This window comes from Scytonema hankhaensis NUACC26, assembly GCF_045865695.1.
GTDB lineage: Bacteria > Cyanobacteriota > Cyanobacteriia > Cyanobacteriales > Nostocaceae > Scytonema.
In genome coordinates this window covers 45,432-62,749 of sequence record NZ_BAACAP010000250.1, presented here as the reverse complement: position 1 = coordinate 62,749, position 17,318 = coordinate 45,432, and the positions used below count along the sequence as shown (strand labels likewise).

Genomic DNA, 17,318 nt, shown 5'->3' with positions numbered 1-17,318 from the left:
AGATTCACTAACTCCAGATGGAAGTACCACGAGCGACATATAGGTACGAAATTGTAGACAAATGAGCGATAATTTTTTGCCTAATTATTTATCATTCATGGTATAAAGATTAATTTTGATTTTGCTCGAATACCTGATATAAAATTATTAGTATAAAGGCTAATACTCCAGCAAATATAGCCAATAATAATGTAACTAACAATCCCGGCAATCCTGCTTGTAATAGACCTTTTAATAAAAAATGGTGAGGCAAAAATAAAAACGTAATTGTTGATGAGATAACAGCGATACCAAAAACCGAATATTTATCAAATAATGGATATTTTTTTATGAAAAATTTAAATATGAAAATTCCTAAAATAATCAGCCAAAATATAGCACTGAGCCATATTGTTCCTAAAATACTTACCACAAAGATAGCCAGTAACCAACTGCTAGTTCCTAAGATAGCTGCTTGCTGTAGCGATCGCGTATAACTTAATTGTAAATCTTCTTTTGGTACTGACAGCCCTGAGAATGAAGCTACACTATCCTCTTCATCCTCTTCTTCAGAACGTTGCATTGTGGACATTCCAAAAGTCTGTGCTGGTTGAGATTCAATAATTGGACTTCCAGAGGGTTGGGATGAGAATTGTGTTGGCTGAGGTTCGACAATAATTGGATTTCTAGTTGGTTGAGAGGAGAACTGTGTTGGCTGGGGTTCGGTAACTGGATTTCCAGTTGGTTGAGAGGAGAACTGTGTTGGCTGGGGTTCGGTAACTGGATTTCCAGTCGGTTGGAATGAGAATTGCGTTGGTTGGGGTTCGGTAACTGGATTTCCAGTCGGTTGAGAGGAGAACTGTGTTGGCTGGGGTTCGACAATAATTGGATTTCCAGTCGGTTGAGAGGAGAACTGTGTTGGCTGGGGTTCGACAATAATTGGATTTCCAGTCGGTTGAGAGGAGAACTGTGTTGGTTGGGGTTCGGTAACTGGATTTCCAGACGGTTGAGATGAGAATTGCGTTGGCTGGGGTTCGGTAACTGGATTTCCAGACGATTGGGATGAGAATTGCGTTGGCTGGGGTATTACGGGTGTTTGTCTAGACCGAGTTACTCCCAAGTGAGGTGAAGCAGGCAAAACTCTCGTTAGGAGTGGTTCAAGGGCTTGTAAAGCATCAGTGGCAGACTGATAGCGGTCTTTAAAATGGTAACGTACCATTTTGGTGATGATAGAAGCTAGCTCCTCACTAATTTGTGCCCAGGATCGCCAGATAATCTCTCCCGTGTCATTGTCTTCCTGAAACTGAGTGGGATGCAGACCTGTTACTGCTTGGATACCAATGATACCCAGTGCATAAATATCACTGTTAGGGCGAGGGTTACCTCTACCTTGTTCTGTTGGCATATAACCTGGTGTCCCAACAGCAATAGTAGCATTGGCGTTTATTTGACCTGGGGTTAATATTTGAGAGCGAATTTGCTTGACAGTGCCAAAATCAACGAGTACGAGTCGATCGTCTTGCCGTCTTCTAATCAGGTTATCAGGTTTGATATCTCGATGAATTACCCCAAAACCATGAATAAACTGCAAAATCTTTAAGACTTCATGGAACATCTGACAAACTTTGGTCTCAGACCAATGTTGACCTGATTGAAGCTCATCACTAAGAGTATGCCCATCAATCCAATCTTGAACTAAGTAAAACTCCCGATTTTCCTCAAAATAAGCTAAAAGACGGGGAATTTGGTCGTGTATTATGCCCAGTCTTTCCAAAGTTTGAGCTTCTGTAAGGAACAGACGTGTTGCATTCTCCAAATACCTTGGGTCATTACTCGTAGGTGTAAGATGTTTGACAACACATATCGGATTGCCCGGTCGGCGCGTATCTTCAGCAAGATAAGTCTGACCAAATCCGCCTGTTGCTAAAGTGAGAACTAGGCGGTAACGATTATCTAGTAAATCGCCTGGTTTAGGTGCATTCATAATCGTATTGGCAACGTCAACAATTCCATGGTCGATCGATAAGCGAGGAGTTATTGGAACTTAATATTTAGTGATAACCGCGAGTTGTTTGATTATGCCACAACAGACTCTCGGCTTGCAGGATCGATATATGTTAGGGTAACTTGGTTACTTGGATCTAGACCTATCTTAAGTTGATCCCCATCTTTGAGAAGATGTCCTGCTTGTGAGTCAATAGGTACACCATTAATCCTAATCCGATTTGTGCTGGGATTCGTACCGTCCCCGTCGTAAATTCGATAGTTTTGTCCTTCTTTTTTAATAACAGCATGATGCCTGGAAAGAACTTCCCATCCTGTATCAGGAATATCTATATCTGACCAGTTGCGATCGCGTCCTATTTGGTACTTCTCCTTTTGAAGATACAATTTACGCACATCGCCCTGTGGATTTTTTAGTTCCACATAAGATTGCGTACTTATCACTGTTGTTGGGTGGAAAATATTGCTAACGCGATTGGGAATTACCTGTAGTGGTTGACGTTTTTGTTGTGGTTCCGGCTTTTGTTCAACATCAGGAAATCCTACAGGAACTCCTACTGGGCTATACTCTGCTTCTGGCTCAAATTCAGTTGAACTAGAGCGGTTCCGTTTACTGAAATAGACAAACAAGAGTACTACTAACATCCCAACAATCAAACCACCAATAGCTATTAGCCAAGGACTATAGTCTGTTTTATCCCATCTCTCAGCAATCTTTTGCTCGCTGTCACGAATGAGCTGATCTATTTCCGAGTGTTGCGGAAAAAGTCCTTTAACCGCTTCAAAGTGTGCTTTTGCTCCCCTGTAATCTTGCTTCCAATATAAGTCGAGACCCTCACGGTAACGACGATCAATTACGCCTTGCTCATTTACAGTACCAGATCGTCTAATAAATTCTTGAATTGTACTTGTAGGTATAGCAAAGGGGATAGTACCTCCCCGATTCGCCTCACCCACCAATACAATCGTGCCAATCACTTGACCTTGATTGTTCAGTACAGGACTACCTGTAATGCCACCAGCACTTGGCATATCAATTTGGAGAACAGGAGCGTTATTCTGTAGCTTTTTTTTAGTGTTTGAAACTTTCCCTTCAGTCACTGAAGCTTCATATCTTGATTGTGTTGTTAGTTCGGAACCAAGATCCGCAGCAGCTGGATATCCAATGACTAATACATTATCCAACAACTGGACGGTGTCGGAATCTCCTAACTGAAGGACTGGCGCATTTTTAGTCTCAATTTTAATAATTGCAACGTCCTGACTTCCTTTTGCGCTACCTGACTCCTTAGTTTCAAAGGGAAAAGACTCTTTAGTATTTGGCATTAATACATCGCGATAAAACGCAAAGTCTTCCGATTTCTTTTTTAATGAGTCTTTTATCTGTTTCTGTATATCTTTGTCTACCTCGTTTGGCTTGTATCGATAAGACTCTTTAATTTTATCAGCTAGGTTCTTTGAAATGTTATCCATACATTGCTCTTCCCCGTCTTTAACTTCTTTTACCACATATGCATTAGTTACTATGTAGCCGTTGGAATTAACAAAATATCCCGAACCTAAAGTACCTTTAATAGATGTATAAGTTTGTCCTTCATATGTAAAACGACCAGAACATGCAGCTTTGATACGAACTACAGATGGCTTAGAGTACATTCCCAATTTCCGGTTTAAACTTGGCTGAGAGTCTTGAGCAAAGACAACCTGAGATGGAATCAGAGTAGGAGCAATAAGCAAGGCAAGAAGATGTTTACGCATACTATCTGTCTTTATAGTTGGGATCGCTAGAAACGCTATTGAGACTTACGCATTAATAGAAGTTTGATGATACAACCAACCTCAGCCGTATCACATCTGAGAAATTTGCCTACAAGTTTCTATTAGATAACAGCACTATCAGCTTATGCAGTTGAGGGATAGAAACTTGAAATACTAGTAATCTAATCTCAGGCTAAAACTAACGTTGAATCAACAGTCTTCTTAAAAAATATATTATTTTATACATAATTAACGTTCGATATTACTTAAATAATAGATAGATTGCCAAAACAATACGTTAGAACACACTAGAATTCAATGACAGTATACAAGTTCTGATTATTTTGGTTATGACAAGCTGTCCTTTAGTTGAAAAGGTAGAAAAGGTTTATTTGAGTATGATTCCTGTAATCCTTTAATTAGATTATATCATGCTCATCGCAATGGGATGTCTAAAAGCTAAAGACCTTATACTAATTTTAGATTTTGGAGGTTTGGAGTTTGAATTGAAAAGTTTTGTATTTGAACTATTTCAATGTTAGTAAGGTTAGTAAGTGATACTTTTTTATAATAAGTTTAAATTTTTTATAAAATAGATTAAGGAGTGTGTTGGTTTAGAACGATCGCTACATTTGGATCGCGAGCATCACCTGTATAATATACATAATCAAAAGCGCCTTTGTCTTTAAGAACGCTGGCACGTAAGAAAAGACCGCTCCAACGGGCTATTGTTTCCACTGCTATATTTTGAGCAAGGGTAGAGTTGTTCGAGTCTGGTATTGCTCCAGCAGGATTATTCGTATTAGTTATGCCAAAGTGATTGACACCTAAGATAGTAATCAATGCTTTGGGAGGGGTTTGAATATTTTCGTAAGTTTTTTTGGCTCTGATAGGAAGTGCTCTATTATCAAGGCTACCTTGTAGCAGGGCAATAGGAATTCCAGAATTATTGATAGGAATAAACTCATCTTTTTTATCGCGTAGATTTGCCCCAAAAAATGCACCTGCCACAAGTTCCTTGGGTCTGCTGAAAGAGCCTTTACAAAATGAAAGAGACTCTAAACACAAGTTTGCAATTGCAGACAGTCCTACAGCTCCTCCAAACGAATGACCGAGCAAGGCTAATTTTTGTGTATTAACAATTGCAAAAACAGGTGAAGCAGAATTGGAGTTTTCTGCCTTCATGTGTTTTAAAACATCTGTAATATCTGAAGTTTGAGATGCTAGGGCTTGACTGCGCGATGGCAGCGAACGCTCGCTATTAGGCACAACTACCACAAATCCATAGCGGGCTACTATACTGGCATAATTTGAGTAATTTGATCGATCGACAAGTGCACCTTGCAATAGGAGAACTATAGGAAACGAGTATTTGCCAGTTTTTAAGTCTTTTGGTTTGGGAAAGTAAATTTCTGCCAAAAAATTACTAGTAGAAATTGTGGTTTTGTAGCTAGCCACATCTTTAAATAGAGGAGCCGGATTGAAAGCTTTAGCCATTACCGTTTTACTTATACCTAACACAGTTAGTACGAGAAATGTGGAAGCTACAAATAAAGTTTTTAGGCGAGCCATACTTAATTATTGCTCCGCGATCGCTATTATGAGTACTACAAGATGCCCGACTTCTTCAAGAAATCGGACATCTGAACAAGCTTACCAATTACTTGTTGGGTTGAGGTGTCATCCGCAAGTAGGGCTTGACTTCTTGATATCCTTTGGGGAATTTCTCCTTGAGGACTTCAGGATCTTTTAATGAAGGAACGATCACGCAATCATCACCATCTTTCCAGTCTGCTGGTGTTGCCACACTGTAGTTATCGGTGAGTTGCAGTGAATCAATCACCCGCAAAATTTCATCAAAGTTACGTCCGGTACTTGGAGGATAAGTTAAGGTTAGACGCAACTTCTTGTTGGGGTCAATGATGAAGACTGTACGCACTGTTAACGAGGCGTTGGCATTGGGGTGAACCATGTCGTAAAGGTCGGATACTTTACGATCGCCATCTGCCAGAATTGGGTAGTTGAGGGATGCGTTTTGGGTTTCTTCAATGTCCCCAATCCATCCTTTATGAGATTCAACGTCGTCAACACTGAGGGCGATGACTTTGACGTTGCGCTTGTCGAATTCAGGCTTCAACTTAGCAACTGTCCCCAGTTCGGTGGTACAAACTGGTGTGTAGTCCGCAGGGTGGGAGAACAGCACGACCCAGCTGTCTCCAGCCCATTGGTAAAAGTCTATGTCGCCTGTTGAGGAGGCTTGAGTGAAGTTAGGTACTGTATCGCCTAGACGGAGAGCCATGTGACATTCCCTATTGTACAAAGAAGCATATGTATTCTATCTTGCATGATGACACAAAACCCGGTTTTCCGATTGGAGTCTAGGGTTTGAAATAAAATTTCAAATTGTGCAATAACAGGCAAGTCTCAGACCTAAGATTCTACAACTTAATCGGACATAATTTGATTGTAGGCAAGAATGGTTTGACGAGCGATCGCATCCCAACTGTAATTTTGCAGTGCATACTCTCTCGCCAATCGTCCTCGTCGTTGGCATTCTGAGGGGTTTTGTAGTGCTGTACGAAGCAATTTAGCAATCTCCGCAACATCCAATGAACTCACCCAGCCCGACTCACTATCACGCACTTCCTGACAAATATGAACTTGGTCTGATATTAAGACGGGCGTTCCTGCTACCATGGCTTCTGCTACAGCAATGCCAAAATTCTCATAGTATGAGGGTAAGACGAATAAATCAGCAGCTTGTAAAAGGGCTGTTTTTAACTGACCCGTGACAAAACCAGTTATTGTTGTATGCGATCGCAATAAAGAGTTTTGCACTTTATATTTTATCTTTTCTACATAATCTGCATCTTGAGGATTTCCTCCAGCCAAAACAAAGTGAAAATTTAAACCCTCAGCTAAAAGTACCTCTAATGCGGGAAACAGCAAATCCAAGCCCTTCTTGCGATCGATACGAGACATAAACAGCAACAAAGGGACACTAGTAGGAATATTGAACTGCTGACGCAGCAGACTCCCCCCCTCTCCCTCCCAATGAGAGGCGATCGCACCCAAAGGAATCGTCAAATCCCGTGTAGCAACGCCAAAACGTTCCGAGACTTTTGCTTCTTGAACGCTAGTAAAATGAATAGCTGCAGAACCCGCTATATTTGGACGTTCTAAAATTGCTGTATAAATTTTTTTCAGGAGCTTTTTCTTCTGTAAATCTGCTGGATCGAGAGTTCCTAAAGGACGTAGGATATATGGAACCTTTTGTTGGCGGCATATTGTTGCAGCCAAACTGCTGACAGGAGAAAATAAAGCGTGAATGTGAGCTAAGTCATATTCCCGAACGTGTTTATTTAACCATCTCAATAAATCCAGAGAGAATTTGTAGCGACGAAACGGGGAACAACGAAAGTAGATAATTTGATAACCATCTTGCTCTATAGGACAATTCAAAGGAACATCTAAAGGCGTTTCTTGACCAGTATCGCCATTACTATCAGTTGTAATCACCGTCACTTTTACCCCTTGCTTTGCCAATGCAGGGGCTAACCCCAAAACCATTTGGCTCGGACCACCATACACTAGGGAAATTGAAGGAACAATTTGTAAGATTTGCATATTTTTTGTTAATGGTTAGTGGTTAGTGGTTAGTGGTTAGTAAAAAAAACGACTAACGACTGTACGGGCGCAATGCCTTGCGCCCCTACTAACCACCAACTAATTCCTTATAAAACTCTAATTGCTGTTTTGCCAAAGCTGTATTTGTGTATTGAGCCATAGCTTTTTGATAGCCCATACCAGCTAGCTTTTCAGTGAATTCTGGATTTTCCATTAATTGAACTATACAATGGGCTAGTGCTTGGGCATCACCTTCAGGAAATATTAATCCAGCCTCACCAATAACATGAGGAATTTCACCCGAATTTGAACCAATGACAGGAACTTGACAAGCCATAGCTTCAATCAGCACGTGACCAAATTGTTCTTTCCACCCAATAGAAGTAAGATTCTTAAGATTGTAATTTGTTTCCGAGGGTAGTACTAAAGTGCTCATTAAATTGATATATTTAGGAACAGCGTCATGAGCAACGCTTTCCACCAAAATAACCCTATCTTTAATATAGTTTTCCTCTGCTTTGCTCAGAAGTTCTGATTGTAAGGATCCCCGCCCAATAAGCAATAATTTCCAAGGTCTATCTTTTAATCTAATTAAAGCTTCTAGAAGAGTAAACAATCCCTTCTCTCGAACAAAACGTCCAACAAATCCCACAACAAAATCATTTTGCTTTATACCCAACTGACTTACTAGTTCTGCTTGAGGTGCAGGTACAAACAAATTTTCATCTACACCTAGCTGAGGCATGACTTTAATAGATCCTTTGTACCCCTGTTGCCGTAGAACTTCTGCACCATCTTGATTTCCTGAAATAATACCGTGACTGTTATTAAGGTTATATTTTTCTAACAAGGAAATTGGAAACTTGAGATTGTATGGTAAATTCCACCAAGTAAAAAATAAGTTTTTTGCCTTTAGTCTTAATAATTTATTTAAGGTAATCATCTCCGCATAAGCAAGACCTCTAGAGCCTTGTTCTACCTGAATGACATTGGGTCGAAACTTTTGTAACAAATATATTAAATCGCCTCCAAAAGTTAGTAGTCCTTGATGATTTTGACTGAAGTTAGAAATGGGAACTATACGAAATTTTCCTTCATCTCGATACTGAGTTTCAATAATTTTGTTTTGAACTCCACCTGGTTTCCATTTTTTAGGAACGACAATTGTTACTTCAACATCTGGTTCTAATTGAGATAAAATGCGTAGTTTTTCACAGTTAAGATCTACAATATAGGTATGACTAGCAACAAGAATTTTCATTATATTAATTGGGATTGTTAATTTTTTGTTTTAAACCGCAGATGAACGCCGATGGACGCTGATAATTTATTTGTTCATCAGCGTTCGTCTGCGTTCATTTGCGGTTAAATAATTTTAGTATGTTCATCCAAGTGAGTATAAATCTGACCGTCATTCCATGCAGATTGAATGACGGTTCCTAGGGCTTTGAAGAAACCTAAAGTATAGAAAACACCACGAGTCAGAATTTTAATGGGAGAACCACTTTTGTAACAAGGAGGATGTCCCAGAACGTGACAGTCAAATAAACGGGCAAAAAGACGTGTGGCTTGAGTGAGAGAGAGATTTTTTAACCCCATTAAAAAGTGGTTGTGATAAAAGGTTAGTTGGTACTGAAGAGAACGCATACTAATGTCATGACAACCGCCCGTTTCTTCTCCTAAATGCACTAAATGAGCTTCGGGAGCGTACCAAATTTTATATCCTGTTTGCCGCAATCTCAGACAAAAATCTGATTCTTCTCTGACGGCACTTCCACGAAATCTTTCATCGAATTTTAACCCGTACTTTGTAAAAATTTCTCGACGGAAGGACATATTACAACCCCTTGCTGTTAGCACTTGTTGGGGTTTCACTGTGTGTACTAAGTCAATATGATACCAAGCAATTCCTGGGTCCATGGCTTGGGGAGGAAGATATTCAATCTGCAAATTTCCCCCAGAGTCGCCCAATTTCATTCTGTCAAAAACTCGTCCAGCAACTGCGCCTACTTCTGGTTGTTCTACATAATTTTTTGCATGGGCTGCTAAAAATCCAGATTGCAGCTGCACGTCGTCGTCAATAAACAAAATAATGTCACCAGTTGCCCTGCGTACAGCGTAATTTCTTGCTCCTGGTAAACTTGCCCACTTCAGACGAAACCACTTAATTTTACCTGCTGTCGATAATTCTTCTAAGTAAGCTTCTATTTCTGGCTTGTGTTCTGATGTCTGATCGACAACTAGAACTTCAAAGTTGGGGTAATCTTGCTTGAGCACATCCGCTATACTATCGCGCAGTGGTTCTTCACGACCATAGGTTGGAATAATGACGGAAATTAAGGGATAAGAATTCACTTTTTGTATATCCTATTGAATATTTGGCTATGCCATATGAAATTTATATTGGGTTTAAGAGGTTTTTAGCGGTTTTTGTTTTTTTCTTTGGTTGTTCTTCCGAATTTTCATTATTCTCTTGTTGCCTTTCTTGTTTGTCTATAACTGGTAATTTCAGGATAACTCCAGCCGCAAACCAGTAATAGACACCCACTGGATCGACATCTAGAGGGTAGTAATAGGTGTTGTAACTAATAAACAATATAAACACCCACAATGCCGAAGCGTAACTGCGGAAATTACGGTTTTTTATTAACCGATTTGATTGGTAACAAGTAACGGTTAGAGTTGTGACCAAAGCTAGGAAAGTCAAAGTTCCCAAGGGACCTATTTCAAAAAGGACTTTAGGGTAATATGTTTCAATGAGCCTTGTCTCACCCATAGCACGGGCAGAGTTGGTAGCACGACCTAATCCATTGCCTAAAATCCCTTTTTGTGATTTCAACGATTCCTCAAATTGTTGTACTATGAACTCTTGAGGTGGTGAAGCTTCCCAGCGATCGCTCAAACTTGATGTTCTCTCTTCTAACAGAGCTGGGTTACTTGCTACGGCAATTCCCAAAATGATAGCAAGCCCAACCACTATTGGGATAAATCGTTTAAGGTTGCGAAGTTGACCTGTAAGCAACAGTAAAGCTACAAAGCAGACGGGGACTAACGCTAAGGCAATTCTTTGACCGGAAACAACAGCGTTCACAAACACCGCTACGATAGAACCTAAGCTAATTATCCTCCAAATAATTGAAGGATCGCTGAAGCCAGAGGCAAAGCTAAAGAAGGTACTTGAAATCAAAAACCATGACCATTGCCAGGGTGCAACAAATGTTCCTGGTAGCCGAATCACTCCTTGTTGGGGACTGTAGAGTAAAGAACCGCCAAAATAACAACGAGCTTCAATAGAGGCTTTAAATAAGGCTGAACCTTCTAAATGTCTTGTACCTTGGCACACCCCTGTTAGAAGTAGCATATACTGGATAATTCCTAATGCACAGCAAACAAGGACAACAACTACTTGCATTCGCGAGAAAAATAAAAAATCTTTTTTATTACGAATCAAATAGTAAGCACAAGTTATCAGAGGGACATAACCTATAAATACTTTCAGACCCAAAATTCCCATTAAAATTGGCTTATTGCCAGGACCGCTTCCCAAACCACTTGTAGGTGGGCTAAATTGCTGCATGCCGTTGACAAATAATATTGTCAGTACACACAAGGCAAGCAAAATAAATAACGGAGTTTTGATAGCTTTGGGAAAAATGAAGGGTAGACGTTTCTTGCTGCAAATTTGCCAAAGAGCAATCAGGGCTGGTATGTAAAAGGAATCTTTAGCAAGTTGAAGTATAGGACTGCTACCGATATAGTAGGTGATAGTGCCGCTAAAGGGCATATATATCATGAAAGCAAAAAGCGCTTGGCGAGGGTATTTGTAAGATAACGCTAGGATAACGACTGCCAAAACACCTGGAACTGCTGCTTTAATCCCTCCTATAAAGGCACAGAGAATGCCAACAAACAGACCAACAGCAACAGAGGAAGACAAAACACTAGAAAATTCTTTTCGTGCTTGTGCGGCTTTTCGCTTCTGCAATAAACGTTCTTGAAGACTGAGAGTTGGAGTTTCCTTGTTCTCCTGCTTCTTCCCTTTTTTGGATTTCTTGCCTTTCAACTTCAATGTCAGCATGATATCGCTGTAAGTATGCCCTTAACAGTTATCAGTTATAAGTAGACAGTTATCAAGAAAACACGGATTGTTAACCATTTACTGATTCGGTCATCTTGAATACATTGTTTCAGTTATAACTGAATTTAGCTCTAATGGGTAGAGATAAAATTCCTCACGCATTGACTGACTTAACAATTTACGGTTAAGAATATTGAAAGTCAATTTTGTAGTTCCGTAGTAAAGATTTTCTCCCGTCGCCACAATATAGATAGCACCCGGAAATGGTAATGGTTTCAGAGGAGTTCCTTGTTGAGCAAGTATTCCTCTAATTTTTTCATGGTCTACGTAGAATTTGTAGTATCCGTAACCCCTATTATATTCTGGATACTCAGGCAAATGATTTAGGTCGTACCTAATGATGTTGCAGGTACCACATATCTTGTAAAAATCTCTTCTTTTGAGAAAGATAAAATCATCGCCGCTCTTATATTTGTAACCTTTATTTATGAACCAGCCATTACAATGAGGATTTTGAGCGACAAACTCTGATAGGTGTTTGCTGATACAATCGTCAGCATCAACTGCCATCGTGTATGTTGGTAAAAATTCTCGAGCCTGGATTAATCCTTTCAAGATTTTCCGTCCTTTGTCTGTATGCCCCGCACAGAAAGGATCTGCTTCATTAGCAGGTGGAAAATCAACTTCAATATACGTAATCTTGGGGTGTTGAAATTCAATACGAGGTCGTTCGTGACAAACAACAATGACTCTGTATTCCTGTGAAGTTTGATTGCAAATCGATCTAACGCATCTTTCAAATAATTTTGTCACAAGCTCCCAAGACTTTGAAGCTTGTGGGCTTTTTAGCGGTACTACAAAGACTAGCATAACCCAAGATGGCGAAACGACTTTTTCTCAACTCAACAGATGCACGAGGTTTTTAAATTTATAAATTGCTACACATACATAAGCACTGTACGGGCAAAGCGATCTTGAAATTCTTATCAAAATTTTAACCCTAAATATACAGAAGTTAACTATAAAAACTTTATCAAAATTTTACAAACTTTTTGGATTTTTAAGTATTACTTCCTTTGGGCTCTAAAATTACCGATCTTTGTAGGGTGGGCACTGCCCACCAACGGTGAATGGTGGGCAGTGCCCACCCTACGTGTTTAGGTAATCTTTTGGCGGGAAGGGACCTATTTGATTTTTGAACTACACGTAGGTAGGGCTATGCCGCACACATAACGCTTTTGATGGGCAATGCCCAACGCCACTCTTAGCAGTCGCGCATAAAGACGCGCACGGAGGGTGGCTCCCCTACAGTACTGAGATTTTTTTCACAAATCATGTAGGATTGCTATGGTTAACCAAATGTTGTTGGACTTGTGCGACTAATTCATTTGTCCAGTAATTTGCAAGTTCAGCGTCTTCAGCTTCTACCATAACTCTGATGACTGGCTCCGTACCAGAAGCCCTAACCAGAATTCTACCAGCGTCACCCATTGCGGCTTCAGCACGTTCTATAGCTTGCTGCACGGGTTGGCATTCTTTCCAATTGACACGCTTTAACCTATCTTCTACTCGCACGTTCCGTAAGAGTTGCGGATAGGTGTGGAAACTGGAATCTACCATTTCAGAGAGAGGAACGCCCGCCTCTTGTACTAAAGCAGCTAAATGTAAGGCTGTCAGCAAACCGTCTCCAGTGATGCCATAATGACGACAGAGGATGTGACCTGATTGTTCGCCTCCTAACATTCCCCCAGTTCGTAGCATTTCCGCTTGGACGTATTGATCGCCTACTGCTGTGCGAATCAATTGACCGCCTGCTTGTTTCCATGCTCTCTCAAAACCTAAGTTAGCCATCACAGTGGAAACAATTAAGTTGTCTGGTAATTGTTGCTTTTGCTGCAAGCCGAGACCCCATATGTAGAGAATGTAATCACCGTTAACTTGGCGTCCGGTATTGTCTACAGCTAAAACACGATCCGCATCACCATCAAAGGCAAAGCCTATATCGGCTTGGTGTTCGCGCACAGCTGCTTGCAAAATGTCTAGGTGGGTAGAGCCGCAATTGACGTTAATGCGATCGCCATCTGCTACGCTGTGAAAGCAGATAACTTCTGCTCCTAGTCCTTCAAAGACTTTTGGTGCTAGCTCGACTGCTGCTCCCCATGCCAAATCTAAAATAATCTTCATGCCCTGAAAATTCACCATGCCATGCAATGGTTCTTTCAAAGCACTTGTATAGTTATTTACTAAATCTAAACGAGAATAGTGCCGTCCGCAATCACTTCTCGTTCCAGAATGCGATGATAGACCGCGCAACCCTGCCTCAATTTCTGCCTGTAATGTTTGGGATAACTTCAACCCATCAGCACCAAAAACTTTAATGCCATTATCTTCAGGTGGATTATGACTTGCAGAAATCATCACTCCACCAATAGCATGGCTGTTTCTGGTTAGAAACGCAACGCAAGGAGTAGGACATAATCCCAAATACCAGACCTCTACCCCAGCTGCTGTTAACCCTGCACTTAAAGCCATTGCTAGCATATCGCTAGAATTACGAGAATCTTGACCGAGGATAACTGGTCCTGGATTGGAAGCACCGCTACGTAAAACAATTCCTGTCCAAAAACCGATTTGTAATGCTAAAGGTGCATTGAGCAAATCCCCCACTTTTCCCCGGATTCCATCGGTACCAAACAAGGGAGTCGTTGGTAGAGACATTAAGTTCAGACCAAAACTCACCCTGTTACTGTCATTCGCTTCAGAAGCCGATGCCCCCGCAATCCCATTCTGACTTCGAGTTATATAGGATACCATATCTTTAGAATTCCACACCGTTACAATGGAGAATAACACTTTAAGCTTTTTTCAACAATTCCCCTCTGATGGCTCTCGATCTGGACATTTTACTAGTTTTTACGTTCTTAAATTTATTCCAATTTGCCTACTTTTTCAGAAAAAATACTTATAAAGATTCTGATTTTTTTGTAAAGATTTGGTAAAATAAGTAATACTACTGAACACTAAACTCGTGGATTATCTACAAATTACTGTATTTACTTATACTCTGATTTCTTCTACCACATAGCTACCTTCTGCCTCCTGCCCTCTGCCTTATGTAAGTAAAAAAACATACATAGCAGAAAAACTTAAAAAATATTAATGGAAATTCTCATCAAATAGTTCTACTGTAACTTTTTAGTGGCTTCATGTAGCCGTTCTAAAATTACAACTCCAGCAGTTGATTTTTTAAAGTTGAGCAATTTAGTATGATCAGTCATTTAGCAACAAAATTGCGTGTAGGAACAAAAAAAGCCCACACGATGGCAGAAAACGTTGGTTTTGTCAAGTGTTTTTTAAAAGGTGTCGTTGAGAAAAATTCCTACCGGAAACTAGTAGCTAACTTCTATTTCATCTACTCAGCAATTGAAGAGGAGATGGAAAAGCACCATAATCATCCAATTCTTTCTAAAATCAATTTTCAAGAGCTTTACCGCAAGCATACTCTAGAGCAAGACCTCAACTACTACTATGGAGCCAACTGGCGGGAGCAAATTCAATTATCTTCAGCTGGTGAAGCCTACGTACAGCGCATCCGAGAATTATCAGCCAATGAACCGGAATTGCTAGTTGCTCACTCATACACCCGTTATCTGGGAGACTTATCAGGCGGACAAATTCTTAAAGGCATTGCCCAAACAGCAATGAACCTTTCTAACGGACAAGGAACTGCCTTTTATGAATTTAAAGATATTCCTGATGAGAAGGCATTTAAAGCCAAATACCGTCAGGCTTTAGATGAACTGCCAATCGATGAAGCAACAGGCGATCGCATTGTTGATGAAGCCAACGCTGCTTTTGGAATGAACATGAAAATGTTCCAAGAGTTAGAAGGCAATCTCATCAAAGCCATTGGTCAAATGCTGTACAACACCCTTACCCGCCGCCGCACACGCGGTAGCACCGAACTAGCAACTGCTGAATAAATGTTTTGGTTAGTGGTTAGTGGTTAGTGGTTAGTAGTTGGTGGTGGAAGACTGTAACTAGCAAGTAAGAATTTCACAACTAATTATTAACCTCTAACCCCTAATCCCTAACCCCTAATCCCTAACCCCTTACCAATGGCAGCAAAAATTCCCGTTACTATCATCACCGGATTTTTAGGAAGTGGTAAAACGACTCTCATTCGCCACCTGTTACAAAATAATCAAGGACGGCGTATTGCTGTATTAGTCAATGAATTTGGTGAACTTGGTATTGATGGCGAATTATTAAGCTCCTGTCAAATATGCCCTGAAACTAGTGTGGAAACGGAAGTTTCAACATCCCCCGCTACCAATATTTTTGAATTAACAAATGGCTGTTTGTGCTGTACGGTGCAGGAAGAATTTTTACCTACAATGCAACAGTTAATTAAGCGACGAGAGAGTATCGATTGTATTTTGATTGAAACCTCCGGTTTAGCATTGCCAAAACCTTTAGTAAAAGCTTTTCGTTGGCAAGAAATTCGTAATGCAGCCACAGTGGATGCTGTCATTACAGTAGTCGATTGTGCAGCAGTTGCAGCAGGAACATTTGCTATCAATCCAGAGGCGGTAGAGGCACAGCGACAAGCAGATGATAGTTTAGAACACGAAACACCACTACAAGAACTTTTTGAAGATCAATTAGCTTGTGCGGATCTGGTAGTGTTGAATAAAACAAATTTAGTTGATAAGCAAGCTAAAGCAAGTGTAGAGCAGTTAGTGAAACAAGAATTACCCAGAGAGGTAAAAATTGTAGAGAGCAATTACGGTCAACTTGACCCATCAGTATTAATGGGATTTCAAGCTGCTGTTGAAAACGATCTAGATAATCGCCCTAGTCACCACGATACAGAAGAAGAGCACGACCACGATGATGAAATTACTTCTACTTACTTGGTTTTAGACCGTACTTTCGAGCCACAACAACTGCTGTATCAGTTACAAACACTAGCACGAGAGCAAGAAATTTACAGGATTAAAGGGTTTGTAGCGGTTCCCAACAAATCTATGCGTTTGGTGATGCAAGGAGTAGGAAATCGATTCGACCAATTTTACGATCGCCCTTGGCAACCAGAAGAAATCAGGCAAACTAGTTTAGTGTTCATTGGTCGCGATTTAAACTCTTCTCAAATAAAATCCCACTTATTGACAGTGACCACCTGACCCTCCGGGTTCGCTAGTTCCCTACGGCGGGTTTCCCGCCTCCAGGACTAGACTCACCAGTGACCACTAATCCTCAGCTACTGTACTGGCGCGGCGGCCTTGCGCCCCTACTAACAACAACAGGCGAGACGCCTGTCCTACATCACTAACAACTAGCTACTAACAACTAACTACTAACCATTTCTATGACAATTACTCAAATTTTTAACGTTGCTAATTTTTTTGTTTTGCCCTTTTGGATTTTAATGATTGTCTTACCCAAGTGGAATATTACAAAAAGAGTTATAGAATCTTACATTCCTTTCGTTCCACTAGCAGCCACATATTTGTATCTGTTTATTATTAGTATCAATCCAGACTCTGCTCAGTCTTTTTCAAACCCTCAATTGTCAGATCTTGCACGATTGTTTGCAGATGAAAAGGTAACTGCTACGGGTTGGATTCATTTTTTAACTTTGGATTTATTTACGGGACGCTATATTTATCTAGAAGCACAGAAAACTGGTATTTGGACGATTCACTCTCTGATACTTTGTTTGTTTGCCGGTCCTTTAGGATTGTTATCTCACGTTTTAACTGATTGGATTACAAAAGCATTTTTCCCCTCAGGTAAGGTTAAGCAGCTTTCTGAGACGACTTCTTAAAATTCAAATATCTAGTTTATAAACAAAGTTCAGCGAATAGAA

The 17,318-nt window shown here is 40.3% G+C and carries 13 protein-coding genes; 3 read left to right on the top strand and 10 right to left on the bottom strand.

What is annotated here, in order from left to right:
* Nucleotides 1–109 precede the first annotated feature (109 nt).
* The 10 genes from ACKTT2_RS46990 to glmM form a co-directional block, all read right to left on the bottom strand.
* Nucleotides 110–1,963: a protein kinase domain-containing protein gene (locus ACKTT2_RS46990; RefSeq protein ID WP_407899734.1), complete on the bottom strand. Its 1,854-nt coding sequence runs from the start codon at nt 1,961–1,963 to the stop codon at nt 110–112.
* Nucleotides 1,964–2,055: 92 nt separating this feature from the next.
* Entirely contained in the window at nt 2,056–3,741 is a 1,686-nt protein-coding gene (locus ACKTT2_RS46985; protein ID WP_407899732.1) for a trypsin-like peptidase domain-containing protein, read from the bottom strand.
* 597 nt (nt 3,742–4,338) lie between these two features.
* On the bottom strand, nt 4,339–5,313 hold the full coding sequence (locus tag ACKTT2_RS46980; protein ID WP_407899730.1) for an alpha/beta hydrolase family protein: 975 nt from the start codon (nt 5,311–5,313) through the stop codon (nt 4,339–4,341).
* Nucleotides 5,314–5,401: 88 nt separating this feature from the next.
* Nucleotides 5,402–6,040, bottom strand: a complete 639-nt coding sequence (locus ACKTT2_RS46975) for a peroxiredoxin (RefSeq protein WP_407899728.1) — start codon at nt 6,038–6,040, stop codon at nt 5,402–5,404.
* A 146-nt stretch (nt 6,041–6,186) separates the two neighbouring features.
* Complete coding sequence (gene hpsP / locus ACKTT2_RS46970) at nt 6,187–7,368, bottom strand: hormogonium polysaccharide biosynthesis glycosyltransferase HpsP (RefSeq protein ID WP_407899726.1); 1,182 nt, start codon at nt 7,366–7,368, stop codon at nt 6,187–6,189.
* Nucleotides 7,369–7,456: 88 nt separating this feature from the next.
* Nucleotides 7,457–8,629 carry a hormogonium polysaccharide biosynthesis glycosyltransferase HpsO gene (gene hpsO, locus ACKTT2_RS46965; RefSeq protein WP_407899724.1) on the bottom strand — a complete coding sequence of 391 codons (1,173 nt, stop codon included), beginning with the start codon at nt 8,627–8,629 and terminating at the stop codon, nt 7,457–7,459.
* A gap of 104 nt (nt 8,630–8,733) precedes the next feature.
* On the bottom strand, nt 8,734–9,723 hold the full coding sequence (gene hpsN, locus ACKTT2_RS46960; RefSeq protein WP_407899722.1) for a hormogonium polysaccharide biosynthesis glycosyltransferase HpsN: 990 nt from the start codon (nt 9,721–9,723) through the stop codon (nt 8,734–8,736).
* A 43-nt stretch (nt 9,724–9,766) separates the two neighbouring features.
* Complete coding sequence (hpsL, locus tag ACKTT2_RS46955; RefSeq protein WP_407899720.1) at nt 9,767–11,446, bottom strand: hormogonium polysaccharide biosynthesis protein HpsL; 1,680 nt, start codon at nt 11,444–11,446, stop codon at nt 9,767–9,769.
* Nucleotides 11,447–11,536: 90 nt separating this feature from the next.
* Nucleotides 11,537–12,259 carry a glycosyltransferase family 2 protein gene (locus tag ACKTT2_RS46950; RefSeq protein WP_407899718.1) on the bottom strand — a complete coding sequence of 241 codons (723 nt, stop codon included), beginning with the start codon at nt 12,257–12,259 and terminating at the stop codon, nt 11,537–11,539.
* A gap of 519 nt (nt 12,260–12,778) precedes the next feature.
* Entirely contained in the window at nt 12,779–14,260 is a 1,482-nt protein-coding gene (gene glmM / locus ACKTT2_RS46945; RefSeq protein ID WP_407899716.1) for a phosphoglucosamine mutase, read from the bottom strand.
* A gap of 452 nt (nt 14,261–14,712) precedes the next feature.
* On the opposite strand from glmM, the gene ACKTT2_RS46940 reads away from it, so the two are divergent.
* The 3 genes from ACKTT2_RS46940 (at nt 14,713) to ACKTT2_RS46930 (ending at nt 17,276) form a co-directional block, all read left to right on the top strand.
* Nucleotides 14,713–15,429: a biliverdin-producing heme oxygenase gene (locus ACKTT2_RS46940; RefSeq protein ID WP_407899714.1), complete on the top strand. Its 717-nt coding sequence runs from the start codon at nt 14,713–14,715 to the stop codon at nt 15,427–15,429.
* 135 nt (nt 15,430–15,564) lie between these two features.
* Complete coding sequence (gene cobW / locus ACKTT2_RS46935) at nt 15,565–16,632, top strand: cobalamin biosynthesis protein CobW (protein WP_407899712.1); 1,068 nt, start codon at nt 15,565–15,567, stop codon at nt 16,630–16,632.
* A gap of 185 nt (nt 16,633–16,817) precedes the next feature.
* Nucleotides 16,818–17,276, top strand: coding sequence for an ABA4-like family protein (locus ACKTT2_RS46930; protein ID WP_407899710.1), 459 nt, complete (start codon nt 16,818–16,820; stop codon nt 17,274–17,276).
* The last annotated feature ends 42 nt before the right edge of the window (nt 17,277–17,318 follow it).

What these genes read in the sequence shown, in the direction of transcription:
- hpsP (WP_407899726.1), bottom strand. Translation starts at nt 7,368, where the DNA reads ATGCAAATCTTACAAATTGTTCCTTCAATTTCCCTAGTGTATGGTGGT.
- ACKTT2_RS46980 (WP_407899730.1), bottom strand. Translation starts at nt 5,313, where the DNA reads ATGGCTCGCCTAAAAACTTTATTTGTAGCTTCCACATTTCTCGTACTA.
- cobW (WP_407899712.1), top strand. Translation starts at nt 15,565, where the DNA reads ATGGCAGCAAAAATTCCCGTTACTATCATCACCGGATTTTTAGGAAGT.
- hpsO (WP_407899724.1), bottom strand. Translation starts at nt 8,629, where the DNA reads ATGAAAATTCTTGTTGCTAGTCATACCTATATTGTAGATCTTAACTGT.
- ACKTT2_RS46985 (WP_407899732.1), bottom strand. Translation starts at nt 3,741, where the DNA reads ATGCGTAAACATCTTCTTGCCTTGCTTATTGCTCCTACTCTGATTCCA.
- glmM (WP_407899716.1), bottom strand. Translation starts at nt 14,260, where the DNA reads ATGGTATCCTATATAACTCGAAGTCAGAATGGGATTGCGGGGGCATCG.
- ACKTT2_RS46990 (WP_407899734.1), bottom strand. Translation starts at nt 1,963, where the DNA reads ATGAATGCACCTAAACCAGGCGATTTACTAGATAATCGTTACCGCCTA.
- ACKTT2_RS46930 (WP_407899710.1), top strand. Translation starts at nt 16,818, where the DNA reads ATGACAATTACTCAAATTTTTAACGTTGCTAATTTTTTTGTTTTGCCC.
- ACKTT2_RS46940 (WP_407899714.1), top strand. Translation starts at nt 14,713, where the DNA reads ATGATCAGTCATTTAGCAACAAAATTGCGTGTAGGAACAAAAAAAGCC.
- ACKTT2_RS46975 (WP_407899728.1), bottom strand. Translation starts at nt 6,040, where the DNA reads ATGGCTCTCCGTCTAGGCGATACAGTACCTAACTTCACTCAAGCCTCC.
- hpsL (WP_407899720.1), bottom strand. Translation starts at nt 11,446, where the DNA reads ATGCTGACATTGAAGTTGAAAGGCAAGAAATCCAAAAAAGGGAAGAAG.